Here is a 21,145-nt window from a genome sequence, read left to right on the forward strand (position 1 = left end):
GCGACCAATTAAATTGTGTGCAATCTAATTAACCGGAAAACGATTTCGCCCAATCGCCTTCCTGCCGCCCTACCCGCTCAACGCGGGACCAGGTCCAGGCATACCGAGTTGATGCAGTAACGCAGGCCGGTCGGCGGCGGGCCGTCCGGGAACACATGGCCCAGGTGCGCGTCGCATTTGGCGCAGACCACTTCGGTGCGGATCATGCCGTGGCTCAGGTCGCGGATCTCGACCATCGCGCTCGTGCCGATCGGCTCGTAGAAACTCGGCCAGCCGCAACCGGAATCGAACTTGGCCCGGGAGTCGAACAGCGGCGCCTCGCAGCAGATGCAGTGATACACGCCGTCCGTCTTGGTGGCGTTGTATTTACCCGAGAACGGCCGCTCGGTGCCTTTGAGGCGGCAGACGTTGTACTGCTCCGGATCGAGCATCGCGCGCCATTCTTCAAGGGTTTTTTCCAGCTTTTCCATGGTCCCTCCTCTGCAACTGAAAAAGCCCGATCTGTATCTTTTCCACGGATCGGACGGCACGTATGATTGCGCCTCGTTAGACGCCAGTCTGGCAGCCGTATTACGCGCGTTCAAACGGATTTTTCCAGTGCGAACCCAGGCTCTCAGGCCTGTGTACAACGCAGGATTCCCAGCACGGCCCTTCATCCGCCGCCTGGATCGTTCATTTTCGGGAACACATCGCCATGCAGGTCAGCAAATCGAACAAGCTCGCCAACGTCTGTTATGACATTCGCGGCCCAGTGCTCAAGCACGCCAAACGCCTGGAAGAGGAAGGCCAACGCATCCTCAAGCTGAACATCGGCAACCCGGCGCCATTTGGTTTCGAAGCGCCGGACGAAATTCTCCAGGATGTGATCCGCAACCTGCCGACCGCGCAAGGCTACAGCGACTCCAAGGGCCTGTTCAGCGCGCGCAAGGCCGTCATGCAGTACTACCAGCAAAAGCAGGTGGAAGGCGTCGGCATCGAAGACATCTACCTGGGCAACGGCGTTTCCGAACTGATCGTCATGGCCATGCAGGCCTTGCTCAACAATGGCGACGAAGTGCTGGTCCCGGCGCCTGACTATCCGCTGTGGACCGCGGCCGTGAGCCTGGCCGGCGGCAACCCGGTGCACTACCTGTGCGACGAGCAGGCCAACTGGTGGCCGGACATCGCCGACATCAAGGCCAAGATCACCCCGAACACCAAGGCCCTGGTGATCATCAACCCGAACAACCCGACCGGCGCGGTATACCCCAAGGCCGTGTTGCTGGAGATGCTCGAACTGGCCCGCCAGCACAACCTGGTGGTGTTCTCCGACGAGATCTACGACAAGATCCTCTACGACGACGCCGTGCACGTGTGCACCGCCTCCCTGGCGCCGGACCTGCTGTGCCTGACCTTCAACGGCCTGTCCAAGTCCTACCGCGTGGCCGGCTTCCGCTCCGGCTGGGTGGTCATTTCCGGGCCGAAGCACCACGCCCAGAGCTACATCGAAGGCATCGACATGCTGGCCAACATGCGCCTGTGCGCCAACGTGCCGAGCCAGCACGCCATTCAAACCGCGCTGGGCGGCTACCAGAGCATCAATGACCTGGTGCTGCCGCCGGGCCGCCTGCTGGAGCAGCGCAACCGCACCTGGGAACTGCTCAACGACATCCCCGGGGTCAGCTGCGTCAAGCCCATGGGCGCACTGTATGCCTTCCCCAGGATCGACCCGAAGGTCTGCCCGATCCATAACGACGAGAAGTTCGTCCTCGACCTGCTGCTCTCGGAAAAGTTGCTGGTGGTCCAGGGCACGGCCTTCAACTGGCCATGGCCCGACCACTTCCGCGTCGTGACCCTGCCCCGGGTGGACGACCTGGAACAGGCGATCGGCCGTATCGGCAGCTTCCTCAAGTCATACCGCCAGTAAGCCTGGCAACGCGGTGCGGCCGGTCCCGGTCGCACCGCGATTAATTCAGCAACACATCTGCACTCCCGGCGACACCTTCCCTTCTGTATCTTTGCCTGACGCCCGGCGATCGTTCGCCAGGCGCCGGGCTCTCGCCCGTTGCCTTCCCGACCCGCGAAAGAAAGCTCCTGCACGCGCCTGGAACCAGCCGACAGGACACAGTTTGAAATAGTCACCCGGTTGAATAGGCCGTTGCCGCACCTTATATACCCCGCAGAACGCTACATCTTTAGCATGAGGAGATTTCTACAACCATGATGCGCATCCTGCTGTTCTTGGCCACTAACCTGGCGGTCGTGCTGATTGCCAGCATCACCCTGAGCCTTTTCGGCTTCAACGGGTTCATGGCGGCCAATGGGGTTGACCTCAACCTCAATCAGCTGCTGGTTTTCTGTGCGGTCTTTGGTTTCGCCGGTTCCCTGTTCTCGCTGTTCATCTCCAAGTGGATGGCGAAAATGAGCACCAGCACCCAGATCATTACCCAGCCTCGCACTCGTCATGAGCAATGGCTGCTGCAAACCGTCGAGCAACTGTCCCGCGAAGCCGGGATCAAGATGCCCGAAGTCGGCATTTTCCCTGCCTACGAGGCCAACGCCTTCGCCACCGGCTGGAACAAGAACGACGCGCTGGTAGCGGTCAGCCAGGGCCTGCTCGAGCGTTTCTCGCCCGATGAAGTGAAAGCCGTGCTGGCCCACGAGATCGGCCACGTGGCCAACGGCGACATGGTCACCCTGGCGCTGGTCCAGGGCGTGGTGAACACCTTCGTGATGTTCTTCGCCCGGATCATCGGCAACTTCGTCGACAAGGTGATCTTCAAGAACGAAGAAGGCCAGGGCATCGCCTACTACATCGCGACCATCTTTGCCGAGCTGGTCCTGGGCTTCCTCGCCAGCGCGATCGTCATGTGGTTCTCGCGCAAGCGCGAATTCCGGGCCGACGAAGCCGGCGCACACTTGGCCGGCACCGCGGCGATGATCGGCGCTCTGCAACGCCTGCGTTCGGAACAGGGCCTGCCGGTGCACATGCCCGACACCCTGAACGCCTTCGGCATCAACGGTGGCCTGAAGCAGGGCCTGGCTCGCCTGTTCATGAGCCACCCACCGCTGGAAGAGCGTATCGACGCACTGCGTCGTCGCGGCTGAGAAAACTGACGAAACAAGAAAGGGCGACGCAAGTCGCCCTTTTTTATTGCCCGTCTGTTTGTCCGGAGCCTGCCGGCGCTCAGCGCGCCAGCAGGCGATAGACCCGCTCCTCGAGACGGGTGACGCCACCCTGGAGAAACTTCCAGCTTTCGCCCAGGATGTCCCGCTCCTCTTCTACCTGCAGTTGCCAGCGCGCGCCGAGCAAAGCCCGGACCTCGTCATCGAGCACTGCGAAAGGCGGCCCCGCCATCAGCGCCTGATCGTAATCCAGGGTAATCAGCAGTCCCTGGCACCCCGCCGGCAGGATCGCCCGCAGATGCGCCGCATATCGCTCGCGCATCGGCGGCGGCAAGGCAATCAACGCCGCCCGATCGTAGAGCGCCTGGCAGTCGGCTACATCGGCAGCCTGCAGGGCAAAGAAGTCGCCGCACCAGAGCTGGATCGGACCGTACTCGTAGACCTTGAACGCCCCTCGGAGGCTGACCTGGGGCTGCACCTGCTGCTCGCTGAAGAAGTCTTGGATGGCTTTCTCCGACAATTCGATACCCAGCACCTGATGCCCCTGCCCCGCCAGCCAGCCCAGGTCCAGGCTCTTGCCGCACAGCGGCACCAGCACCCGCGAATTCGCTGCCAGCCCCAGCTGCGACCAGTAACGCTGCAGGTAGGGATTGACCTCCGACAGATGGAAGCCGATCTGATTCTGTTCCCACCGCTTGTGCCAAAACTCCGGTTGCATAAATCACCTTGAAATTCGATCAGAATCCACAAGAACTTATATTAGATTTAGATCGATGATCTGATTGAAGATGGCGCATCTTAACGCTCAGGATCCTACCCATGTTCCCTAGCCTGTTCATCTCCCATGGCTCACCGATGCTCGCCCTGGAACCCGGCGCCAGCGGCCCGGCGCTCGCTCGCCTGGCGGCCGAGCTGCCACGGCCCAAGGCCATAGTGGTGGTGTCGGCCCATTGGGAAAGCCAGGACCTGCGGGTCGGCAGCAACCCGCACCCAGAGACCTGGCATGACTTCGGCGGCTTCCCCGCCGCACTGTTCGCCGTGCAGTACCCGGCCCCCGGCCAGCCCGAACTGGCGGCACAAGTAGCGCAGTTGCTGCGGGCCGATGGCTTGCCGGCGCAACTCGACGACCAGCGCCCGTTCGACCATGGAGTCTGGGTTCCGCTGTCGCTGATGTATCCACAGGCGGATATCCCGGTGGTCCAAGTTTCCCTGCCCAGCCGCATGGGCCCGGCCTTGCAGACCCGGGTCGGACACGCGCTGTCCGGCTTGCGGCAACAGGGCGTGCTGCTGATCGGCTCCGGCAGCATTACCCATAACCTGCGCGAACTGGACTGGCACGCCGGCCCGGAAAGCGTGGAGCCCTGGGCCAAAGCCTTTCGAGACTGGATGATCGAGAAACTCGCCGCCGACGATGAGCCGGCCCTGCATGACTATCGTCGCCAGGCGCCGCATGCCGTGCGCAGCCACCCCAGCGACGAACACCTGCTGCCGCTGTACTTTGCCCGGGGCGCCGGCGGCGACTTCAGCATCGCCCACCAAGGCTTCACCCTGGGTGCGCTGGGCATGGATATCTATCGCTTCGGCTGAGCCGTTCGCCGCCACCAGCAATTGAAGTAGCGCACGCCGGGCCCTCGCAGAAAACGCAGGGCAAAAAAATCCCCGCACCAGGCGGGGATTTTTTCGTTCAACCGATCAGCTCACGCCGATCAGTCTTCGCGATAACGACGCAGTTTCAGCTGCTTGCCGGCAACGCGAGTGTCCTTCAGCTTGGCCAGCAGACGCTCCAGGCCTTCCTCCGGCAGCTCTACCAGGCTGAAGCTGTCGCGCACCTGGATGCGACCGATGGCTTCGCGGGCCAGGCCGCCTTCGTTGAGGATGGCGCCCAGCAGGTTCTTCGCCGCGATACCGTCACGCGCGCCCAGCGCGGTACGGCAACGGGCACGGCCTTCGGCCAGAGGCATCGGTGCACGACGCTCGCGATCACCGCGATCCGGACGATCGCCACGCTCAGGACGGTCGCCACGCGGGGTGCTGTTCGGCACCAGCGGACGCTCCTTCTCGATCGCTGCCAGGTTCAGCGCCTGGCCGTTGGTGGCCTTGCGCAGCAGGGCCGCGGCCAGGGCGCGCGGGCTGCAACCGATATCGGCGGTCAGGCGATCCAACAGGTCACCGTGGGTCGATTCGGCTTCGGCAACCAGCGGCGCCAGGCTGTTGGTCAGCTTCTTGATGCGCGCATCGAGAACGGCCTGGGCGTCCGGCAGGCGAACCTCGGCCACCTTCTGCCCAGTCACACGCTCGATCACTTGCAGCATGCGGCGCTCACGCGGAGTCACCAGCAGCAGCGCGCGACCTTCGCGACCGGCACGGCCGGTACGGCCGATACGGTGCACGTAGGATTCCGGGTCGTACGGCATGTCCACGTTGAATACGTGGGTGATGCGCGGTACGTCCAGGCCACGGGCGGCCACGTCGGTCGCCACAACGATGTCCAGGCGGCCATCCTTGAGGGAGTCGATCACACGCTCACGCTGGTTCTGGGCGATGTCGCCGTTCAGCGCAGCGGCTTTGTAGCCTTTGGCTTCCAGGGCACTGGCCAGGTCCAGGGTCGCTTGCTTGGTGCGCACGAACATGATCAGGGCGTCGAAGTCTTCCACTTCCAGCAGGCTGAGCACGGCGGAAGTCTTCTGGTCGGCGTGAACCAGCAGGTGAGCCTGCTCGATCGCGGTGACGGTCTGGGTCTTGCTCTGGATCTTGACGTGTTTCGGGTCCTTCAGGTGACGCTCGGCGATCGCGCGGATCGACTGCGGCAGGGTGGCCGAGAACAGGACGGTCTGGCGGGACTCCGGCATGGCCTTGAAGATCACTTCCAGGTCATCCATGAAGCCCAGCTTGAGCATTTCGTCGGCTTCGTCGAGAACCAGGTGGTTCACGGTCGCCAGGACTTTTTCGTCGCGACGCAGGTGGTCGCACAGACGGCCCGGAGTGGCGACAACGATCTGTGCACCATTCCGGATTGCTTTCAGTTGTGGGCCCATCGGCGCGCCGCCGTAGACAGCCACAACAGTTACGCCCGGCATCTGCTTGGCGTAGGTTTCGAAAGCGGTTGCAACTTGCAGCGCCAACTCACGGGTTGGGGCCAGGATCAGAGCTTGCGGCTCGCGCTTGGACGGATCGATGCGGTGCAGGATAGGCAGGGCGAACGCGGCGGTCTTACCGGTACCGGTTTGCGCCTGGCCAATCATATCGTGACCGGCGAGGATGATCGGGATCGACTGCTGCTGAATGGCCGAAGGCTCTTCATAGCCGGTAGCGACTACTGCAGCGACAATATTGGGATGAAGTTCAAGAGCGGCGAAGCCGCCGATTTCCTGGGTCATGGGTCTGCCTCTAAGTGCATCCGCAAAGACCCATGCTCCAAAGCTGCGCATGCCGTGTAAGACTCAAGAGTCACCCTGGCAGCTTTGTCGGCGGGGATTTGCGAAAACGATTGAAAGAAATGAACGTCAAGGATAGTCCGCGCAGCGGACAAGCAGCCGAAGCTGACTTCGGGGAATTGCATCACCTAAACGAGGCCCGGTTAAAGGCCGGCGCGCACTATACCGGAATTACTCAAAAAAGGGAGTTTTTTTTATCGGAAAAACCCGCTGAACGCCTAGCTGTCACAGGCTTTGCGGATCATCCGGCAAAGGTCTATTTTGCACAGGCCCATGCCTGTCGGGGGGATGAAGCTTAAACGGTTCACCTTGCCAGTCCGACACCGTCGGCCCGAGCCCCTCACCACCGTCCGAGGAAATGCTCCCATGAGTCAGCCCAGTGGCAGTCGCGTCAGCCGTGAACAGCGTGGTCATCTCTTCCTCATCGGCCTGGACCGGGTCGCCAAGCGCAATGCCTTCGACCTGCAACTGCTCGACCAGCTCAGCCTGGCCTACGGCGAGTTCGAGGCCAACGCCGAGGCCCGGGTCGCGGTGGTGTTCGGCCACGGCGAGCATTTCACCGCCGGGCTCGACCTGGCCAATGTCGGCGCCAGGCTGGCCGAAGGCTGGCAGGCACCGGCCGGGGGCTGCGACCCCTGGGGCGTGTTCGCCGGACCGCGGGTCAGCAAGCCGGTCATAGTCGCCGTGCAGGGCTACTGCCTGACCATTGGCATCGAGCTGATGCTGGCGGCGGACATCAACCTATGTGCCAGCAATACCCGCTTCGCCCAGCTGGAAGTACAGCGCGGCATCTTTCCCTTTGGTGGCGCGACCCTGCGCCTGCACCAGATCGCCGGTTGGGGCAATGCCATGCGCTGGCTGCTCACCGGCGATGAATTCGACGCCCATGAAGCCTTGCGCCTGGGGCTGGTGCAGGAAGTGATGGCCAGCGAGGACTTGCTGCCGCGGGCCTTGGCGCTCGCGGAGCGGATCGCGCGCCAGGCGCCGCTGGGCGTCCAGGCGACCCTGATGTCGGCCCGCCAGGCCCGGCTCGAAGGGGAAACCGCGGCAGCCCGGGGCTTGCCACCGCTGGTGAAGAAGCTGTTGACCAGCGAAGACGCCAAGGAGGGCGTGCGCGCGATGATCGAAAAACGGCCGGGGGTGTTCAAGGGGCATTGAGCCGTGAATGTGAGGCCCTATCGCGGGCAAGCCTCGCTCCTATAGGCCACACCATCCTGTAGGAGCGAGGCTTGCCCGCGATCCGCGAAGCGGCCAACCCACTCAAGTCGCCGGCCGGATGCACTTGATCAATGACTGCAACGAATACCCCAGGCGCGGCGCCAGCGCCTCGGCCCGGGCGCACAGGCCGGCCATATCCAGGTCCTGATCCAGATCGGACGGCACGATCAAAATCACGTTGCCCTCCTTCACCGGCAGCTCCCAGTAATGCCGATGGTAGAGCCCGCGCAGCAAGGCCGCGCCCAGCGGCTTGCCGTCGTCGGTGGCCCATTGGTTGATCACCAGCCAGCCGCCGGGGTTGAGGCGCTTCTGGCAATTTTCCAGGAAGCCCCAGGCCAGGTGCCCGACACCCGGCCCGACGTCAGTGTAGAGGTCGACGAAAATCAGGTCCGCCGGCTCGGCGCTGTCCAGCAATTCGAGCGCATCGCCGACCCGGATATATAGACGCGGATCGTCGTCCAGCCCCAGGTATTCGATGGCCAGGCGCGGTACGTCCGGGCGCAGCTCGATGGCCTCGACATCTTCCAGCGGCAGGAACTTCAGGCAGGCCTGGGTCAGGGTGCCGGCGCCCAGGCCGAGAAACAGCGCGCTTTCAGGCTGTTCATGGCACAACGCGCCGATCAGCATCGCGCGGGTGTAGTCATACTCCAGCCAGCTCGGGTCGGCGGTGAACACACAGCTCTGCTCGATGGCATCGCCAAATTCGAGGAAGCGGTAATCCGCCACTTCCAGGACCCGGATCATGCCGAACTCATCGTGCACTTCGGCGAGCAGACGCTCGACGCGCTCCTCAGTCATCTCTTCTCCTAGCCGCGACGGGGCTCAACCTCGCCATCGCGATAAACCGGCCGCTCGGCGCCGAGCGGGAAAGGCGCGATTGTCCGCGAACCGGCGGGAACAGGTCACGCACTAATTGCTGATAACATGCCAGCCCGATCTCAAAACACCCGAGTCCACGATGAGCCAACCCTGGAGTCCTGACAGCTGGCGCGCCCTGCCGATCCAGCAACAACCCGCCTACCCCGATGCTGCCCACCTGTTGCAGGTCGAACAGACCCTGGCCAGCTATCCGCCACTGGTGTTCGCCGGCGAAGCCCGGGAGTTGCGCCGCCAGTTCGCCGAGGTGACCCAGGGCCGTGCCTTTCTGCTGCAGGGCGGCGATTGCGCCGAGAGCTTCGCCGAGTTCTCCGCGGCGAAGATCCGCGACACGTTCAAGGTCCTGCTGCAAATGGCTATCGTCATGACCTTTGCCGCCGGCTGCCCGGTGGTCAAGGTCGGGCGCATGGCCGGACAGTTCGCCAAGCCACGTTCTGCCAACGACGAAACCATTAACGGCGTGACCCTGCCGGCCTATCGCGGCGACATCGTCAACGGCATAGGTTTCGATGCCCAGAGCCGCGTGCCGGACCCGGACCGCCTGCTGCAGTCCTACCACCAGGCCACCGCCACCCTGAACCTGCTGCGTGCCTTTGCCCAGGGGGGCTTTGCCGACCTGCACCAGGTGCACAAATGGAACCTGGACTTCATCGCCAACTCGGCCCTGGCCGAGAAGTACAGCCAGCTGGCCGACCGTATCGACGAGACCCTGGCCTTCATGCGCGCCTGCGGCATGGACAGTTCGCCGCAACTGCGCGAGACCAGCTTCTTCACCGCCCACGAGGCGCTGCTGCTCAACTATGAAGAAGCCTTTGTCCGTCGCGACAGCCTGACCAACGACTACTACGACTGTTCGGCGCACATGCTGTGGATCGGCGACCGTACCCGCCAGCTCGACGGCGCCCATGTGGAGTTCCTGCGCGGGGTGAACAACCCGATCGGGGTCAAGGTCGGACCGAGCATGGACAGCGAGGAACTGATCCGCCTGATCGACATCCTCAACCCGGCCAACGATCCGGGCCGCCTCAACCTGATCGTGCGCATGGGCGCGAACAAGGTCGGCGACCACCTGCCGCGGTTGATCCGCGCGGTGGAGCGCGAAGGCAAGCAGGTGCTGTGGAGTTCCGATCCGATGCACGGCAACACCATCAAGGCCAGCAGCGGCTACAAGACCCGGGACTTCGCGCAGATCCTCACCGAGGTGAAGGAGTTCTTCCAGGTCCACGAAGCCGAGGGCAGTTATGCCGGCGGCATCCATATCGAGATGACCGGGCAGAACGTCACCGAGTGCATCGGTGGCGCGCGGCCGATTACCGAGGATGGCTTGTCGGATCGCTACCACACCCACTGCGATCCACGGATGAACGCCGATCAGTCGTTGGAACTGGCCTTCCTGATCGCCGAGACCTTGAAACAGGTCAAGCGCTGAACCGGTAGCGGTCGATCATCCGAGGGTGCCGGATGATCGATCGCCATCGCCTGCAAGCTGCGATACCCCTCAAAGAAAGCCGCGCAAGCGCTGGGCGCTGGCCCTCGGGCAATTGAGCCGGACCTCGGCCAGGCCCAGCCAGTCGGCCAGGCGCCGCAAATGGCTCGCCAGCGCCTGCATGCCCTGCTCGTCCAACCCTGGATTCTCTTCATGCACGGCATGCACCGCCAGGCGCCCCTGCGCGCGCTCCGCCCGCAGGTCGACCCGCGCCGCGATGCGTTCGTGGTGCAGGAAGGGCAACACGTAATAGCCATACACCCGCTTGTGCTGCGGCGTGTAGATTTCCAGGCGGTAGTGGAAGTCGAATAGACGCTCGGTGCGACTGCGCTCCCAGATCAACGAGTCGAAGGGCGACAGCAACGCACTGGCCGGCACAGCACGCGGCACCTTAGCCTCTGGCAAGCAGTACGCCGGCTGCTTCCAGCCCGCTACTTCACAGGCCAGCAATTCGCCGTTCTCCAGCAACTCCGCCAGCCGTGCGCGGCTGTCCGCCGGGGCCAGGCGGAAGTAATCGCGCAAGTCCTTCTCGGTGGCCACGCCCAGGGCGCTGGCGGCGTGCAGCAACAATGTGCGCTGGGCCTCGGCCTCCCCGGGATGCGGCTGTTGCAGGATCCGCGCCGGCAGCACCCGCTCCGGAAGGTCGTACAAACGCTCGAATCCTCGTCGCCCCGCGACCGTCACCTCGCCCGCGGCAAACAGCCATTCCAGCGCATGTTTTTCCGCGCTCCAGTCCCACCAGGGCCCAGCGCGCTCCTGCCGGGTCGACAGGCTACCCGCACCGAGGGCCCCCTGCTCCTCGACCGCGGCCAACACCCGGCGGATGGTCGCCTGCTGTTCCTGGCCAAAACGCGCCAACTGCTGATAGATCCCCTGGCCCTGGCTGGCCCGCTGCATGCGCCAACGCATCAAGGGATACAGCGACAACGGCAGCAACGAGGCTTCATGCCCCCAATACTCGAACAGGCTGCGTCGCCGGCCCTGGCTCCAGGCTGCCTGGTCCAGCAGTTGCGCGGGGTAGTCGCCCAAGCGGGAAAACAGCGGCAGGTAGTGCGAGCGCACCAGGGCATTGACCGAGTCGATCTGCACCACGCCCAGGCGTTCGAACAGGCGGTTGACCTGCGCCGGCCCGATCGTCGCAGGCAGCGGCCGCCCGGAAAAACCCTGGGCGGCCAGGGCCAGGCGCCGGGCCTGCTTGAGGGAAAAGGACAGTAGTGCGGGCATGGCAATCTCCTTGTCTGCCCGCAAACTACCTCAGGGGGAAGTGGCTTGTGTAGCACCGTGACGCTCATTTGTGCATCGGGTCGTCCCAGAACGGCCGCAGCGTTTCCTGCTCCACATCGGCGCGGCTGAGGCCGATGTCCTTCAGCGCCTCGTCGCTCATGCCGGCCAGCATGACGCGTTCGCGGTGGAGTTCGTGCCAACGCACGATCCTGTGCAGCAAGGACCGCAAGGACATTTCGTGCCAGGGGAACCGGTGAGCCAGTACATAACCTTTTTGACCTTTCATCGTCTTGTCCTCCAGTGGGGATGGCTCCAGTTTCCGCCTGGGACTAAGATCAATCCAACGAATGTTTCTTATGCAATACATCTCGGAGTTTGATGAATTGTCCAGCTACCCCAGTATCGATACCGAAGTGCTGCGCACCTTCGTCGCCATCGCCGACCAGGGCGGCTTCACCAAGGCCGGGGAACAGGTCAACCGCACCCAGTCGGCGGTGAGCATGCAAATGAAACGGCTCGAGGAAGACGTGCTGCAACGCCAGCTGTTCCAGCGCGAGGGACGCCAGGTGCGCCTGACCGCCGAAGGCCAGGTATTGCTGGGTTACGCGCGGCGCATCCTGAAATTGCACAGCGAAGTGTTCAATACCCTGCGCGAACCGCACATGGTCGGCACCGTGCGCATCGGCACGCCGGATGACTACGTGATGCGTTTTCTGCCCGGGATCCTCTCGCGCTTTGCCCAGGCGTACCCGCTGATCCAGATCGAAGTGCATTGCGAGTCGTCCAGACAACTGCTGCAACGCCAGGACCTGGATCTGTCCATCGTCACCCGCGAACCGGGCAACGAAATCGGCCAGTTGCTGCGCAAGGAGCGATTCGTCTGGGCTGAGGCCCAGGGCTTCTGTCCCCACGAGCAGACGCCGATCCCCCTGGCCATGTTCAACAGCGACTGCTTCTGCCGGCAGTGGGCGTGCAATGCCCTGGACGCCGCCGGGCGCGACTATCGCATCGCCTACAACAGTTCCAGCCTGTCGGCCCTGATGGCCGTGGTCAGCGCCGGCCTGGCGATCACCGCGCAGCTGGAAAGCCTGATCACCCCGGACCTGCGCATCCTCGGCGCCGCCGAAGGCCTGCCCCTGCTGCCAGAAGCCAGCATCATGCTGGTGCGCAACCTCAATACGCCCTCGCCCATCACCGAATGCCTGGCCGAGCACATAGTCGAAGGCTTCAAACTTTAAGGGCGAGCATCACCGCGCAGATCACCAGGAAACCGCAGAACAGCCCGCGCAGCAGCCGCTCGGGCAGAGCGTGGGCGATTTTCACCCCCCAACTGATGCTCAACAGGCCACCCGCGGCCAGGGGCAGGCCAATCATCCAGTCCACCTCCCCGTGCACGCCGTAAGTGACCAGCGTCACCCCGGTGCTGGGCAGGGCCAGGGCCAGCGACAAGCCCTGGGCGACCACTTGGGTGGTGCCGAACACACTGGTCAGCACCGGCGTGGCGACCACCGCGCCACCGACGCCGAACAACCCACCCATGGCCCCGGAAGCCGCCCCCAGGACGCCAAGCCACGGCCAGGGATAACGCATCTGCGCCGAAGCTGGCGCACTGGCCAGGAACATGCGCACCAGGTTGTAAGCGGACAGCGTGATCAGGAACGCCACGAAGCCGATCCGCATGATGTGAGCATCGATACCCACCGCCCAGATGGAACCGAGCCAGGCAAAGCAGAAGCCCATCGTGGCCAGCGGCACCGCATGCCGCGCCTCGATCCGGTTGCGCTGGTGATAACGCCATAACGCCAGCATTACATTGGGCACCACCATCACCAGCGCGGTGCCTTGAGCGATCTGCTGGTCCAGCCCGAACAGCACGCCCAGCACCGGAATCGCGATCAGGCCGCCGCCGATCCCGAACAGGCCACCCACCGTACCCAACGCCGCGCCCAACAACAGATACATCGCCACATCGATCACAAACGTTCTCCTCGCCTCAGGCCTCGCATGCTACGCAGTCGGCTCTAGCGGGGAAACGCACAGCAACGCACAATGGCTTTGCTGATTTCGCACAAGCAGATACTTACCATGAATCCCAACGCCCTCACCGACCAGCTCGGCCTGTTCCTCGACGTGTTGGAAGCCGGGAGCTTTTCCGCCGCCGCCCGCCGGCATCCCTTGACTCCTTCGGCGGTGGCCCGGCGCATCGACAGCCTGGAAAACGCCGTCGGCAGCAAGCTGTTCATGCGCACCACCCACGCCGTGGTCGCCACGGCGGCCGGCCAGGCCTTCGCCGAACGCGCCCGGCGCATCGTCGCCGAGCTGCAACTGGCCCGGGCCGAAGCGGTGTCCTTGAGCCATGCGCCAGAAGGCCTGATTCGCATCGACGCCCCGGCGGCATTCGGCCGCCGGCACCTGGCGCCGGCGATCGCCGACTTCCTGATGCTCTACCCGGGGCTGGACGTGCAATTGCATTTGATCGACAGCTTCGTCGACATGCAGGGGTCACACCTGGGCAAGGTCGACCTGGTGCTGCGCGCCGGGCAGCGGGTCGATACGCGCATGGTGGCGACATCGCTGGCGAGCATCGTGCGAATCGCCTGCGCCAGCCCGGCCTATCTCAAGCAGCGCGGCACGCCGGCCCACCCCGCCGAACTGAGCCAGCACGACGGCCTCGACTGGGACGGCCTGGCGCCGCTGTTCGCCTGGCGCTTCGAACGGGACGGGCAGTTGCAGACTCACCGCCCGCAACGCATCCGCCTGAGCGCCAACAATGCCGAAGCCCTGCTGTCCGGCGCCCTGGCCGGCCTGGGAATCGCCCATTTGCCGACCTGGCTGGCCAGCGAATACCTGCTGCGCGGCGAATTGCTGCCACTGTTCTGCGAAACCGGCCTGCCCAAGCCGGAAAGCGCCGGTATCTACGCCCTGCGCCTGGAACAACACACCAACGCGCGCAGCCGGCTACTGCTGGAATACCTGAAGAGCCGCTTCAGCCCAATACCGCCCTGGGACCTGGCCCTGCAGAGCGCCATGGGTTGAGAACGAACGAAAATTATCTGGTGCATTAAAGATTCGCCCGCTAGATTCACAGTACGTCTCGATCAAGGCCCGACCATGACCACCCAACGCCCCCCCCTGGAAAAATGCGACGACCTGCTGCTGGACAACCAGCTGTGTTTCGCCCTGCATTCGACTTCGCTGCTGATGACCAAAGTCTACAAACCGCTGTTGCAGGAGTTGGGCCTGACCTATCCCCAGTACCTGGCAATGATGGTGCTCTGGGAGCAGGACGGGCTGACCGTCGGTGACATCAGCAGCCGCTTGCTGACCGACCCCGGCTCGCTGACCCCGTTGCTCAAACGCCTGGAAGCCGAGGGCCTGCTGAGCCGGACTCGTAGCCGCACGGACGAACGCGTAGTGATCATCGAACTGACCGAACAAGGCCGTGCCCTGCATGATCGGGCGCGTGGCATCCCGAAGTGCATCCTCGGCGCCAGCGGCCTGACCCTGGAGCAATTGCGCGCACTGCAGGCCGACCTGCTGAACCTGCGTGGCCACCTGCAAGACAGTCTGTAACGGCACCCTCGCGAGCACGACGTGCCCCGGCGCACGAACCGGCTCGCGATTTCCCCTCTCTTGGCGCACCGCGCGCTGTGGCGAAGAAAAATTTTCATAAAAAAACACCATTAAAATCATCTGGTTAGCTGAAAACCAGAAGTCTCCGATGGATTTTTCGAAAATTTATCTTGCGCGCAAAATATTTGAGCGATACATTTATTTCGCACTTACTTAGCGCGCAAACTTTTAGCGCAACACAATCAAACCCAAGAGGCTCCTACCATGCAAACTCTCTACACCGCAGTCGCAACCGCTACCGGTGGCCGTGATGGCCGCGCCATCTCCAGCGACAACATCCTCGACGTCAAACTCTCCACCCCCAAAGAACTGGGCGGTGCCGGCGGGCAGGCGACCAACCCCGAGCAACTCTTCGCCGCCGGCTACTCGGCCTGCTTTATCGGCGCCCTGAAATTCGTCGCCAGCCAGAGCAAACGCAAGATTCCGGAGAGCGCCTCGATCACGGCCCATGTCGGCATCGGCCAGATTCCTGGCGGCTTCGGTCTGGACATCGACCTGCACATCAGCCTGCCGGGCCTGGAACAAAGCGAAGCGCAATCCCTGGTAGAGGCTGCTCACCAGGTCTGCCCTTACTCCAACGCCACCCGTGGCAACGTCGACGTACGTTTGCACGTGACCGTCTAACCCAGCCACGCACTGTCCAGGAGAAGAACATGAACACTTTCAGCAAAGTCTTGACCGGTAGCCTGCTTGCCCTGTCCATCAACACGGCGTTTGCCGCAGGCGGGGTCGAGCACAACACCCAGGCGTTCCTCGACGCCTTGAACGCCGGCGGCGGCAAGCCGATGGAACAGCTGACGCCCAAAGCGGCCCGGGCCGTGCTGGTCGGAGCCCAGGCCGGGGTCAAGCTGGAGCTGCCCAAGGCGGATGTCAGCCAGAAGACCATCACGGTCGATGGCCAGGCTATCGACCTGACCATCGTCAGGCCGGCCGGGGCCAAGGGCACCTTGCCCGTGTTCATGTTTTTCCACGGTGGCGGCTGGGTACTGGGCGACTTCCCGACCCATGAACGCCTGGTACGGGACCTGGTGGTGGGCTCCGGGGCGGCGGCGGTGTTCGTCAACTACACGCCGTCTCCGGAAGCGCATTACCCGGTGGCGATCAACCAGGCTTACGCTGCCACCCGCTGGGTGGCCGAACATGGCCAGGAAATCAACGTCGACGGCAAGCGCCTGGCCGTCGCCGGCAACAGCGTCGGCGGCAACATGGCCGCGGTGGTCAGCCTGATGGCCAAGGACAAGGGCACGCCGGCGATCAAATTCCAGCTGCTGCTGTGGCCGGTCACCGACGCGAACTTCGACACCGCGTCATACAACCAATATGCCGAGGGGCACTTCCTCACTCGCAACATGATGAAGTGGTTCTGGGACAACTACACCACCGACGCCCGCCAGCGTAACGAGATCTACGCCTCGCCACTGCGTGCCACCAGCGCCCAGCTCAAGGGCCTGCCGCCGGCACTGATCCAGACCGCGAGCGCCGATGTGCTGCGCGACGAAGGCGAAGCCTACGCCCGCAAGCTGGACGAAGCCGGCGTGGCAGTCACTGCGGTGCGCTACAACGGGATGATTCATGACTACGGCCTGCTCAATGTGGTCAGCCAGGTGCCCGCCGTACGCTCGGCAATGTTGCAAGCCTCGGAAGAGCTCAAGCAGCACCTGAAATAAGGCTGGTCGCAACAAAACCCGGCCACAAAAAAGCCCGACGCATTGGTCGGGCTTTTTTGTACGCGAGGATTCAAGCAGTGCTTAAACCTTGGCGCGGCCTTTGTAGGAGCCGCCTTCGCGAGTGTCGATCTCGATCCAGTCACCGATTTCGATGAAATCGGCAACGCTCAGCTCGGTACCGTTTTTCAGTTTGGCAGGCTTCATCACCTTGCCCGAAGTGTCGCCGCGAGCGGAACCTTCGGTGTAGTCGACCTGACGCACGATGGTGGTCGGCAGGTCAACGGAAACCAGACGCTCCTCGAAGAACACGGCTTCGCAAACGTCGGTCATGCCTTCTTCGATGAACGGCAGAACGGCTTCGATGTCTTCGGCGTTCAGCTCGTACATGGTGTAGTCGGAGGTATCCATGAACGTGTAGGTGTCACCGCTGATGAAGGACAGAGTCGCTTCTTTGCGGTCCAGGATCACGTCGTCCAGCTTGTCGTCCGCACCGTAAACGGTTTCGGTCTTGTAACCGGTCAGCAGGTTCTTCAGCTTGGTCTTCATGATCGCGCTGTTACGACCGGACTTGGTGAATTCAGCTTTCTGAACCAGCCAAGGATCGTTGTCGATACGGATCACGGTACCGGGTTTGAGTTCTTTACCAGTTTTCATTGCGAATATCCGAATTTGGATGGGATTTACAAAAATCTAGGCCGCGTATCATATCCAATTTAGGTAAAACTGCACCAGCGCCGCAGCAAGATCGGGCTGCGAGCCCTGTTCCAGACACCATTTTTCGGCATGGGCCGCCACTTCCGGCCAGTGTTCCAGCAGTTTTTTCCAGGCATGCGCCATCTCGCCGCCAGCATTCCAGGAGCGCCACAGGTCGATCAGCGCCCCCCTGGCCAGCGGCGACAACCCTTGGGTGTAGAGCTCGAGAAAGGCGTCGAGCTTGTCCAGGTGAATGTCTTCTTCCTGTTGATAGATGTGCCAGAGCATCGGCCGCCCTGCCCAGTGCGCCCGCACGAACGAGTCTTCACCGCGCACGGCGTTGAAATCGCAGGACCACAGCAAGCGGTCGTATTCCTGCTGCCGGACGAAAGGCAGCACCTGCACCGTCAAGGCGCCGCGGACCTGCACGTCCCCCACCGTCAGCGCCCCGACACCCAGCCAGTGCTGCACGTCACCGAGGATCCGCCCTTCGGGCACCAGCAGATGCGTGCGATGCGCATCGCTTGCCAGCACGTCCAGCCAGCTGGCCAGGCCGGCGTTCTCATAGGCGAACAGCGACATCAGCCGCGCATCGGCCGCGGCAAAGACGCCCAGGCCTTCCAGGAAGCTGCGCCGCGCCAGCGGGTCCTGCTGAAACGCGCGACGTTGCTCCAGCAATCCGGCCTCCCGCAGCAGCCCGCCGGTGCCGGCCTGGAACCCGGGGAAGAAGAAGTACTTCTGCACTCCCTTGAACTTCACCGACGGCAACCCATGACAGCCCGTCACCCAGCCCTCGGCACTGAGGTAGTCGAGGTTCAACCACAGCGGCGTGCGCTCGCGCTCGGCCATGGCCTCCATATAGGCCGGGGGCAATTGGCAGGCGAAAGCGGCGATCACCACATCGGCCGCCGCCACCGGCGACCACTGTGCCGGCCAGTAGCGCACATCGACGCCCTCCTGCCACTGTTGCGGCAAGCCACAGTCGATTGACGGACACAAACGCTCGAAGGCCCGCAGGTCGTCCACCCACAGTCGCACCGCGCATGGCTGCTCGGCGACCAGTTGCCGCGCCAGCCGCCAGGTCACGCCGATGTCACCGTAGTTGTCGACGACACTACAGAAAATATCCCAGGAGGCTTTCATTCCGGGCTCCAGTTGGCAAAGGCGCCGATTGTCCGCATAAATCACCACTGACAGAAGAGCCAACGCCGATAATCTTCATGCGACAATCGCCACCTGCCCGACACCGCCCGCCAGGAGGCTGCCATGACACCCCGTCGCCCCTTACGAATCAGCGTAAACCTGCTTCAGCTCAGCGCCAGCATCGCCCTGGGGCTGTGGCTGGGTTTTCTGGCGATCGCCCTGACCTGCTGGCTGGCGTGGCGCTTTGTCTTCGAACAGCCACTGGCCCCGGTCGCCCAGGCCGTGCAGCAGTTGGGCAAACCTGTCGGCGCCGAGCCGGCGGCGCCCAATCGCCTGTTCGAGCAATACCAGGAAAACCTGCGCAAGAATGAACAGCAGCAGGCCCTGGACAATGCGCGCAGCAACCTGCGCAACCAGTCCAATCCCAAATGCCAGTTCTGGTTGCAGCAGGATCAGACGGCACCAAGCGAAAAGAGCCGGGCCAACGTCCTGCAATTCTGCGATTGATGATGAACCTGACCATGCACAAGCCTACGGTTCACCAACTGATTCTCGACAAGCTGCGCGGCGATCTGGATATCGCCCAGCGCGCGGCGCAGACCGCCTACGAGGCGGCGACCCACGAAGAGAACATTGCCGAAAACAAATACGACACCCTGGGGCTCGAGGCCTCTTACCTGGCGGCGGGCCAGGCCCGGCGCGTCGAGGAGATCCGCCAGGCCCTGGCCCTCTGCCAGAACCTGACACTGCGCCCGTACGACGAACAGGTCGGTATCCAGGTCGGCGCGTTATTGGGTCTCGAAGACGAAAACGGCCACGAGCAATGGCTGTTCCTGGCACCCGACGGAGCAGGACTGAAGGTCGAGGTCGTAGGACAAACGGTGACCGTCATCACCCCTCGCTCGCCACTGGGCAAAGGCTTGCTGGGCAAGTTCGAGGGGGATGAACTGGAGATCGTCGTCGCCGGCACTCGGCAACAGTTCGCTGTCACCGAGGTGAAGTGAGCCGGCTACGGCTTAGTGGACAGGCAGCTCGACACCGTCGAACAGATCCTCGAGTTCCTGCTTGTTATGGCACTGGATGGCCTTGGCCATCACTTCACGCGTCAGGTGCGGCGCGAACTTCTCGATGAAGTCGCACATGAAGCCCCGCAGGAACGTACCGCGGCGGAAACCGATCTTGGTGATGCTCGACTCGAACAGTTCACTGGCATCCAGCACCACCAGGTCGCTGTCCAGCTTGGTATCGACCGCCATCTTGGCGACGATGCCCACGCCCAGGCCCAGGCGCACGTAAGTCTTGATCACGTCGGCGTCGGCGGCGGTGAACACCACCTTGGGCGTCAGGCCGCGATGGCTGAAGGCTTCGTCGAGCTTGGAACGACCGGTGAAACCGAATACATAAGTCACGATCGGGTATTCGGCGAGGGTTTCCAGGGTCAGCTTCGGCAGCTTGGTCAGCGGGTGGCCTTGCGGCACCACCACGCAACGATTCCAGCGATAGCACGGCATCATCACCAGGTCACCGAACAGCTCCAGCGCTTCGGTGGCGATAGCGAAATCGACGGTGCCATCGGCGGCCATTTCGGCAATCTGCATCGGCGAACCCTGATGCATATGCAGCGCCACATCGGGGTACTGCTTGATGAAACTGCTGATCACCGGCGGCAAGGCATAACGCGCCTGGGTGTGGGTGGTGGCGATCGACAGGGTGCCCTTCTTCTCGTTGGAGAATTCCTGGGCGATCTGCTTGATGCTCTCGACCTTGCGCAGAATCTCACCGGCGGTGGTGATGATGCGCTCGCCGGCCGGGGTGACGCGGGTCAGGTGCTTGCCGCTACGGGCGAATACTTCCACGCCCAGCTCGTCCTCGAGCAGGCGGATCTGCTTGCTGATACCTGGTTGCGAGGTGTAGAGGCTTTGGGCTGTAGCGGAAACGTTGAGGTCGTGGTGCGCCACTTCCCAGATGTAGCGCAATTGTTGAAGCTTCATATGAATCCCTCAAAGCAGGTAGACGCCACGGGCATCAGCGACGGTATATAACTATATTAATGGTTTGATGAATAAATCTAGAACTTTTCCTCAGAAAATTCCAATAACCATCTCAGATATCTCCGAGCCGCCGACGCTGCACCAAAGGCACCAGGTAAACCGGTACCTTGGCCAGCTGCAATACCCTGGCCGCCGTCCTGCCCAGCGGCGTTTCCCCGCCCGCCCCGTGGCTGTGACTTCCTACGATCAACAAATCCACGGAGAGTTTCGACGCCTGCTCGAGAATGACCTGCGAGGGGTCGCCCTGAAACACCCTGACCGATTGGATCAGGGCAAGATCCTGCATGCCCTCTCCCAGCTCTTCGCGAAAGCTGTCGAGTACCCGCTGTTCGATATTCGCCATCACCGTATTCAGGCCCTGGCTGTGGAACTCGTTCAGGGCCTGCTCGTCGAGATAACTCTGCAGCACCGATTCGGCGAACAGCCCCATGGGCTCCACGGCATGCACCACATGCAAGTCGGCATTGAAGGTCCGAGCCAGTTCCAGGGCATGCTGCATCACGAAGGGCGCGTACAGACCGAGGTCAGTGGCATACAGCATCGAACGAATCATATGACCTCCTCGAACTGCCAATGTGGCGGAGATTGATTCAGCTTAGCAGCGCCAAGGCGACT

24 protein-coding genes are annotated in these 21,145 nt (G+C 62.9%); 13 read left to right on the forward strand and 11 right to left on the reverse strand.

Annotation, left to right across the window (positions count from 1 at the left end; translation table 11 throughout):
* Positions 1–77: 77 nt before the first annotated feature.
* Complete coding sequence (gene msrB / locus TO66_RS22260; RefSeq protein WP_044464292.1) at positions 78–470, reverse strand: peptide-methionine (R)-S-oxide reductase MsrB; 393 nt, start codon at positions 468–470, stop codon at positions 78–80.
* 224 nt (positions 471–694) lie between these two features.
* Between msrB and TO66_RS22265 the strand changes: the two genes are divergently transcribed.
* Together TO66_RS22265 and htpX are read left to right on the forward strand one after the other, a co-directional pair.
* Positions 695–1,906, forward strand: coding sequence for a pyridoxal phosphate-dependent aminotransferase (locus TO66_RS22265; RefSeq protein ID WP_044464293.1), 1,212 nt, complete (start codon positions 695–697; stop codon positions 1,904–1,906).
* Between the two features lie 293 nt (positions 1,907–2,199).
* Positions 2,200–3,087, forward strand: a complete 888-nt coding sequence (gene htpX, locus TO66_RS22270; protein ID WP_044464294.1) for a protease HtpX — start codon at positions 2,200–2,202, stop codon at positions 3,085–3,087.
* 79 nt (positions 3,088–3,166) lie between these two features.
* Here htpX and TO66_RS22275 read toward each other — a convergent pair whose 3' ends face one another.
* A complete protein-coding gene (locus TO66_RS22275; protein WP_044464295.1) occupies positions 3,167–3,823 on the reverse strand; it encodes a thiopurine S-methyltransferase in 657 nt (218 codons plus the stop codon).
* Between the two features lie 101 nt (positions 3,824–3,924).
* Between TO66_RS22275 and TO66_RS22280 the strand changes: the two genes are divergently transcribed.
* Complete coding sequence (locus TO66_RS22280) at positions 3,925–4,692, forward strand: class III extradiol ring-cleavage dioxygenase (RefSeq protein WP_044464296.1); 768 nt, start codon at positions 3,925–3,927, stop codon at positions 4,690–4,692.
* Positions 4,693–4,811: 119 nt separating this feature from the next.
* Here the strand turns inward: TO66_RS22280 and TO66_RS22285 are convergent, their stop codons facing one another.
* Complete coding sequence (locus TO66_RS22285; RefSeq protein WP_044464297.1) at positions 4,812–6,482, reverse strand: DEAD/DEAH box helicase; 1,671 nt, start codon at positions 6,480–6,482, stop codon at positions 4,812–4,814.
* 119 nt (positions 6,483–6,601) lie between these two features.
* On the opposite strand from TO66_RS22285, the gene TO66_RS33710 reads away from it, so the two are divergent.
* Positions 6,602–6,838, forward strand: a complete 237-nt coding sequence (locus TO66_RS33710; protein WP_171820037.1) for a hypothetical protein — start codon at positions 6,602–6,604, stop codon at positions 6,836–6,838.
* A gap of 67 nt (positions 6,839–6,905) precedes the next feature.
* The gene (locus tag TO66_RS22290) at positions 6,906–7,697 is read left to right on the forward strand and encodes a crotonase/enoyl-CoA hydratase family protein (RefSeq protein WP_044464298.1); all 792 of its coding nucleotides are present in this window, start codon (positions 6,906–6,908) and stop codon (positions 7,695–7,697) included.
* 102 nt (positions 7,698–7,799) lie between these two features.
* Here TO66_RS22290 and TO66_RS22295 read toward each other — a convergent pair whose 3' ends face one another.
* Positions 7,800–8,555, reverse strand: coding sequence for a spermidine synthase (locus TO66_RS22295; protein WP_044464299.1), 756 nt, complete (start codon positions 8,553–8,555; stop codon positions 7,800–7,802).
* Positions 8,556–8,715: 160 nt separating this feature from the next.
* Between TO66_RS22295 and TO66_RS22300 the strand changes: the two genes are divergently transcribed.
* Complete coding sequence (locus TO66_RS22300; RefSeq protein ID WP_044464300.1) at positions 8,716–10,062, forward strand: class II 3-deoxy-7-phosphoheptulonate synthase; 1,347 nt, start codon at positions 8,716–8,718, stop codon at positions 10,060–10,062.
* Between the two features lie 69 nt (positions 10,063–10,131).
* Here TO66_RS22300 and TO66_RS22305 read toward each other — a convergent pair whose 3' ends face one another.
* Together TO66_RS22305 and TO66_RS22310 are read right to left on the reverse strand one after the other, a co-directional pair.
* Positions 10,132–11,343: a winged helix-turn-helix domain-containing protein gene (locus tag TO66_RS22305; RefSeq protein ID WP_044464301.1), complete on the reverse strand. Its 1,212-nt coding sequence runs from the start codon at positions 11,341–11,343 to the stop codon at positions 10,132–10,134.
* Positions 11,344–11,407: 64 nt separating this feature from the next.
* Positions 11,408–11,629, reverse strand: a complete 222-nt coding sequence (locus TO66_RS22310; protein ID WP_044464302.1) for a DUF1127 domain-containing protein — start codon at positions 11,627–11,629, stop codon at positions 11,408–11,410.
* 97 nt (positions 11,630–11,726) lie between these two features.
* Here TO66_RS22310 and TO66_RS22315 point away from each other — a divergent pair, with 97 nt between their 5' ends.
* Entirely contained in the window at positions 11,727–12,581 is an 855-nt protein-coding gene (locus TO66_RS22315; RefSeq protein WP_171820110.1) for a LysR substrate-binding domain-containing protein, read from the forward strand.
* On the opposite strand, the gene TO66_RS22320 is transcribed toward TO66_RS22315, so the two are convergent.
* A complete protein-coding gene (locus TO66_RS22320) occupies positions 12,571–13,320 on the reverse strand; it encodes a sulfite exporter TauE/SafE family protein (protein ID WP_044464304.1) in 750 nt (249 codons plus the stop codon). The two genes, TO66_RS22315 and TO66_RS22320, sit on opposite strands and share 11 nt — an antisense overlap.
* A 108-nt stretch (positions 13,321–13,428) precedes the next feature.
* On the opposite strand from TO66_RS22320, the gene TO66_RS22325 reads away from it, so the two are divergent.
* The 4 genes from TO66_RS22325 (at position 13,429) to TO66_RS22340 (ending at position 16,643) form a co-directional block, all read left to right on the forward strand.
* On the forward strand, positions 13,429–14,379 hold the full coding sequence (locus TO66_RS22325; RefSeq protein WP_044466131.1) for a LysR family transcriptional regulator: 951 nt from the start codon (positions 13,429–13,431) through the stop codon (positions 14,377–14,379).
* 75 nt (positions 14,380–14,454) lie between these two features.
* Positions 14,455–14,916, forward strand: coding sequence for a MarR family winged helix-turn-helix transcriptional regulator (locus TO66_RS22330; RefSeq protein ID WP_044464305.1), 462 nt, complete (start codon positions 14,455–14,457; stop codon positions 14,914–14,916).
* 264 nt (positions 14,917–15,180) lie between these two features.
* Positions 15,181–15,600, forward strand: a complete 420-nt coding sequence (locus TO66_RS22335) for an organic hydroperoxide resistance protein (RefSeq protein WP_044464306.1) — start codon at positions 15,181–15,183, stop codon at positions 15,598–15,600.
* A gap of 29 nt (positions 15,601–15,629) precedes the next feature.
* Entirely contained in the window at positions 15,630–16,643 is a 1,014-nt protein-coding gene (locus TO66_RS22340) for an alpha/beta hydrolase (RefSeq protein WP_044464307.1), read from the forward strand.
* A gap of 81 nt (positions 16,644–16,724) precedes the next feature.
* On the opposite strand, the gene TO66_RS22345 is transcribed toward TO66_RS22340, so the two are convergent.
* Positions 16,725–17,297 (reverse strand): elongation factor P, encoded by a 573-nt coding sequence (locus TO66_RS22345; RefSeq protein WP_044464308.1) that lies wholly within the window; start codon positions 17,295–17,297, stop codon positions 16,725–16,727.
* A gap of 48 nt (positions 17,298–17,345) precedes the next feature.
* Positions 17,346–18,479: an elongation factor P maturation arginine rhamnosyltransferase EarP gene (gene earP / locus TO66_RS22350; protein ID WP_044464309.1), complete on the reverse strand. Its 1,134-nt coding sequence runs from the start codon at positions 18,477–18,479 to the stop codon at positions 17,346–17,348.
* A gap of 123 nt (positions 18,480–18,602) precedes the next feature.
* On the opposite strand from earP, the gene TO66_RS22355 reads away from it, so the two are divergent.
* Positions 18,603–18,986 (forward strand): hypothetical protein, encoded by a 384-nt coding sequence (locus TO66_RS22355; RefSeq protein ID WP_044464310.1) that lies wholly within the window; start codon positions 18,603–18,605, stop codon positions 18,984–18,986.
* Between the two features lie 14 nt (positions 18,987–19,000).
* Positions 19,001–19,483 (forward strand): elongation factor GreAB, encoded by a 483-nt coding sequence (locus TO66_RS22360; protein WP_044466132.1) that lies wholly within the window; start codon positions 19,001–19,003, stop codon positions 19,481–19,483.
* Between the two features lie 12 nt (positions 19,484–19,495).
* Here TO66_RS22360 and cysB read toward each other — a convergent pair whose 3' ends face one another.
* Positions 19,496–20,470, reverse strand: a complete 975-nt coding sequence (gene cysB / locus TO66_RS22365) for an HTH-type transcriptional regulator CysB (RefSeq protein WP_044464311.1) — start codon at positions 20,468–20,470, stop codon at positions 19,496–19,498.
* Between the two features lie 112 nt (positions 20,471–20,582).
* Positions 20,583–21,083 (reverse strand): universal stress protein, encoded by a 501-nt coding sequence (locus TO66_RS22370; RefSeq protein ID WP_044464312.1) that lies wholly within the window; start codon positions 21,081–21,083, stop codon positions 20,583–20,585.
* Positions 21,084–21,145: the final 62 nt, after the last annotated feature.

This window comes from Pseudomonas sp. MRSN 12121 (genome assembly GCF_000931465.1).
Classification (GTDB): Bacteria; Pseudomonadota; Gammaproteobacteria; order Pseudomonadales; family Pseudomonadaceae; genus Aquipseudomonas.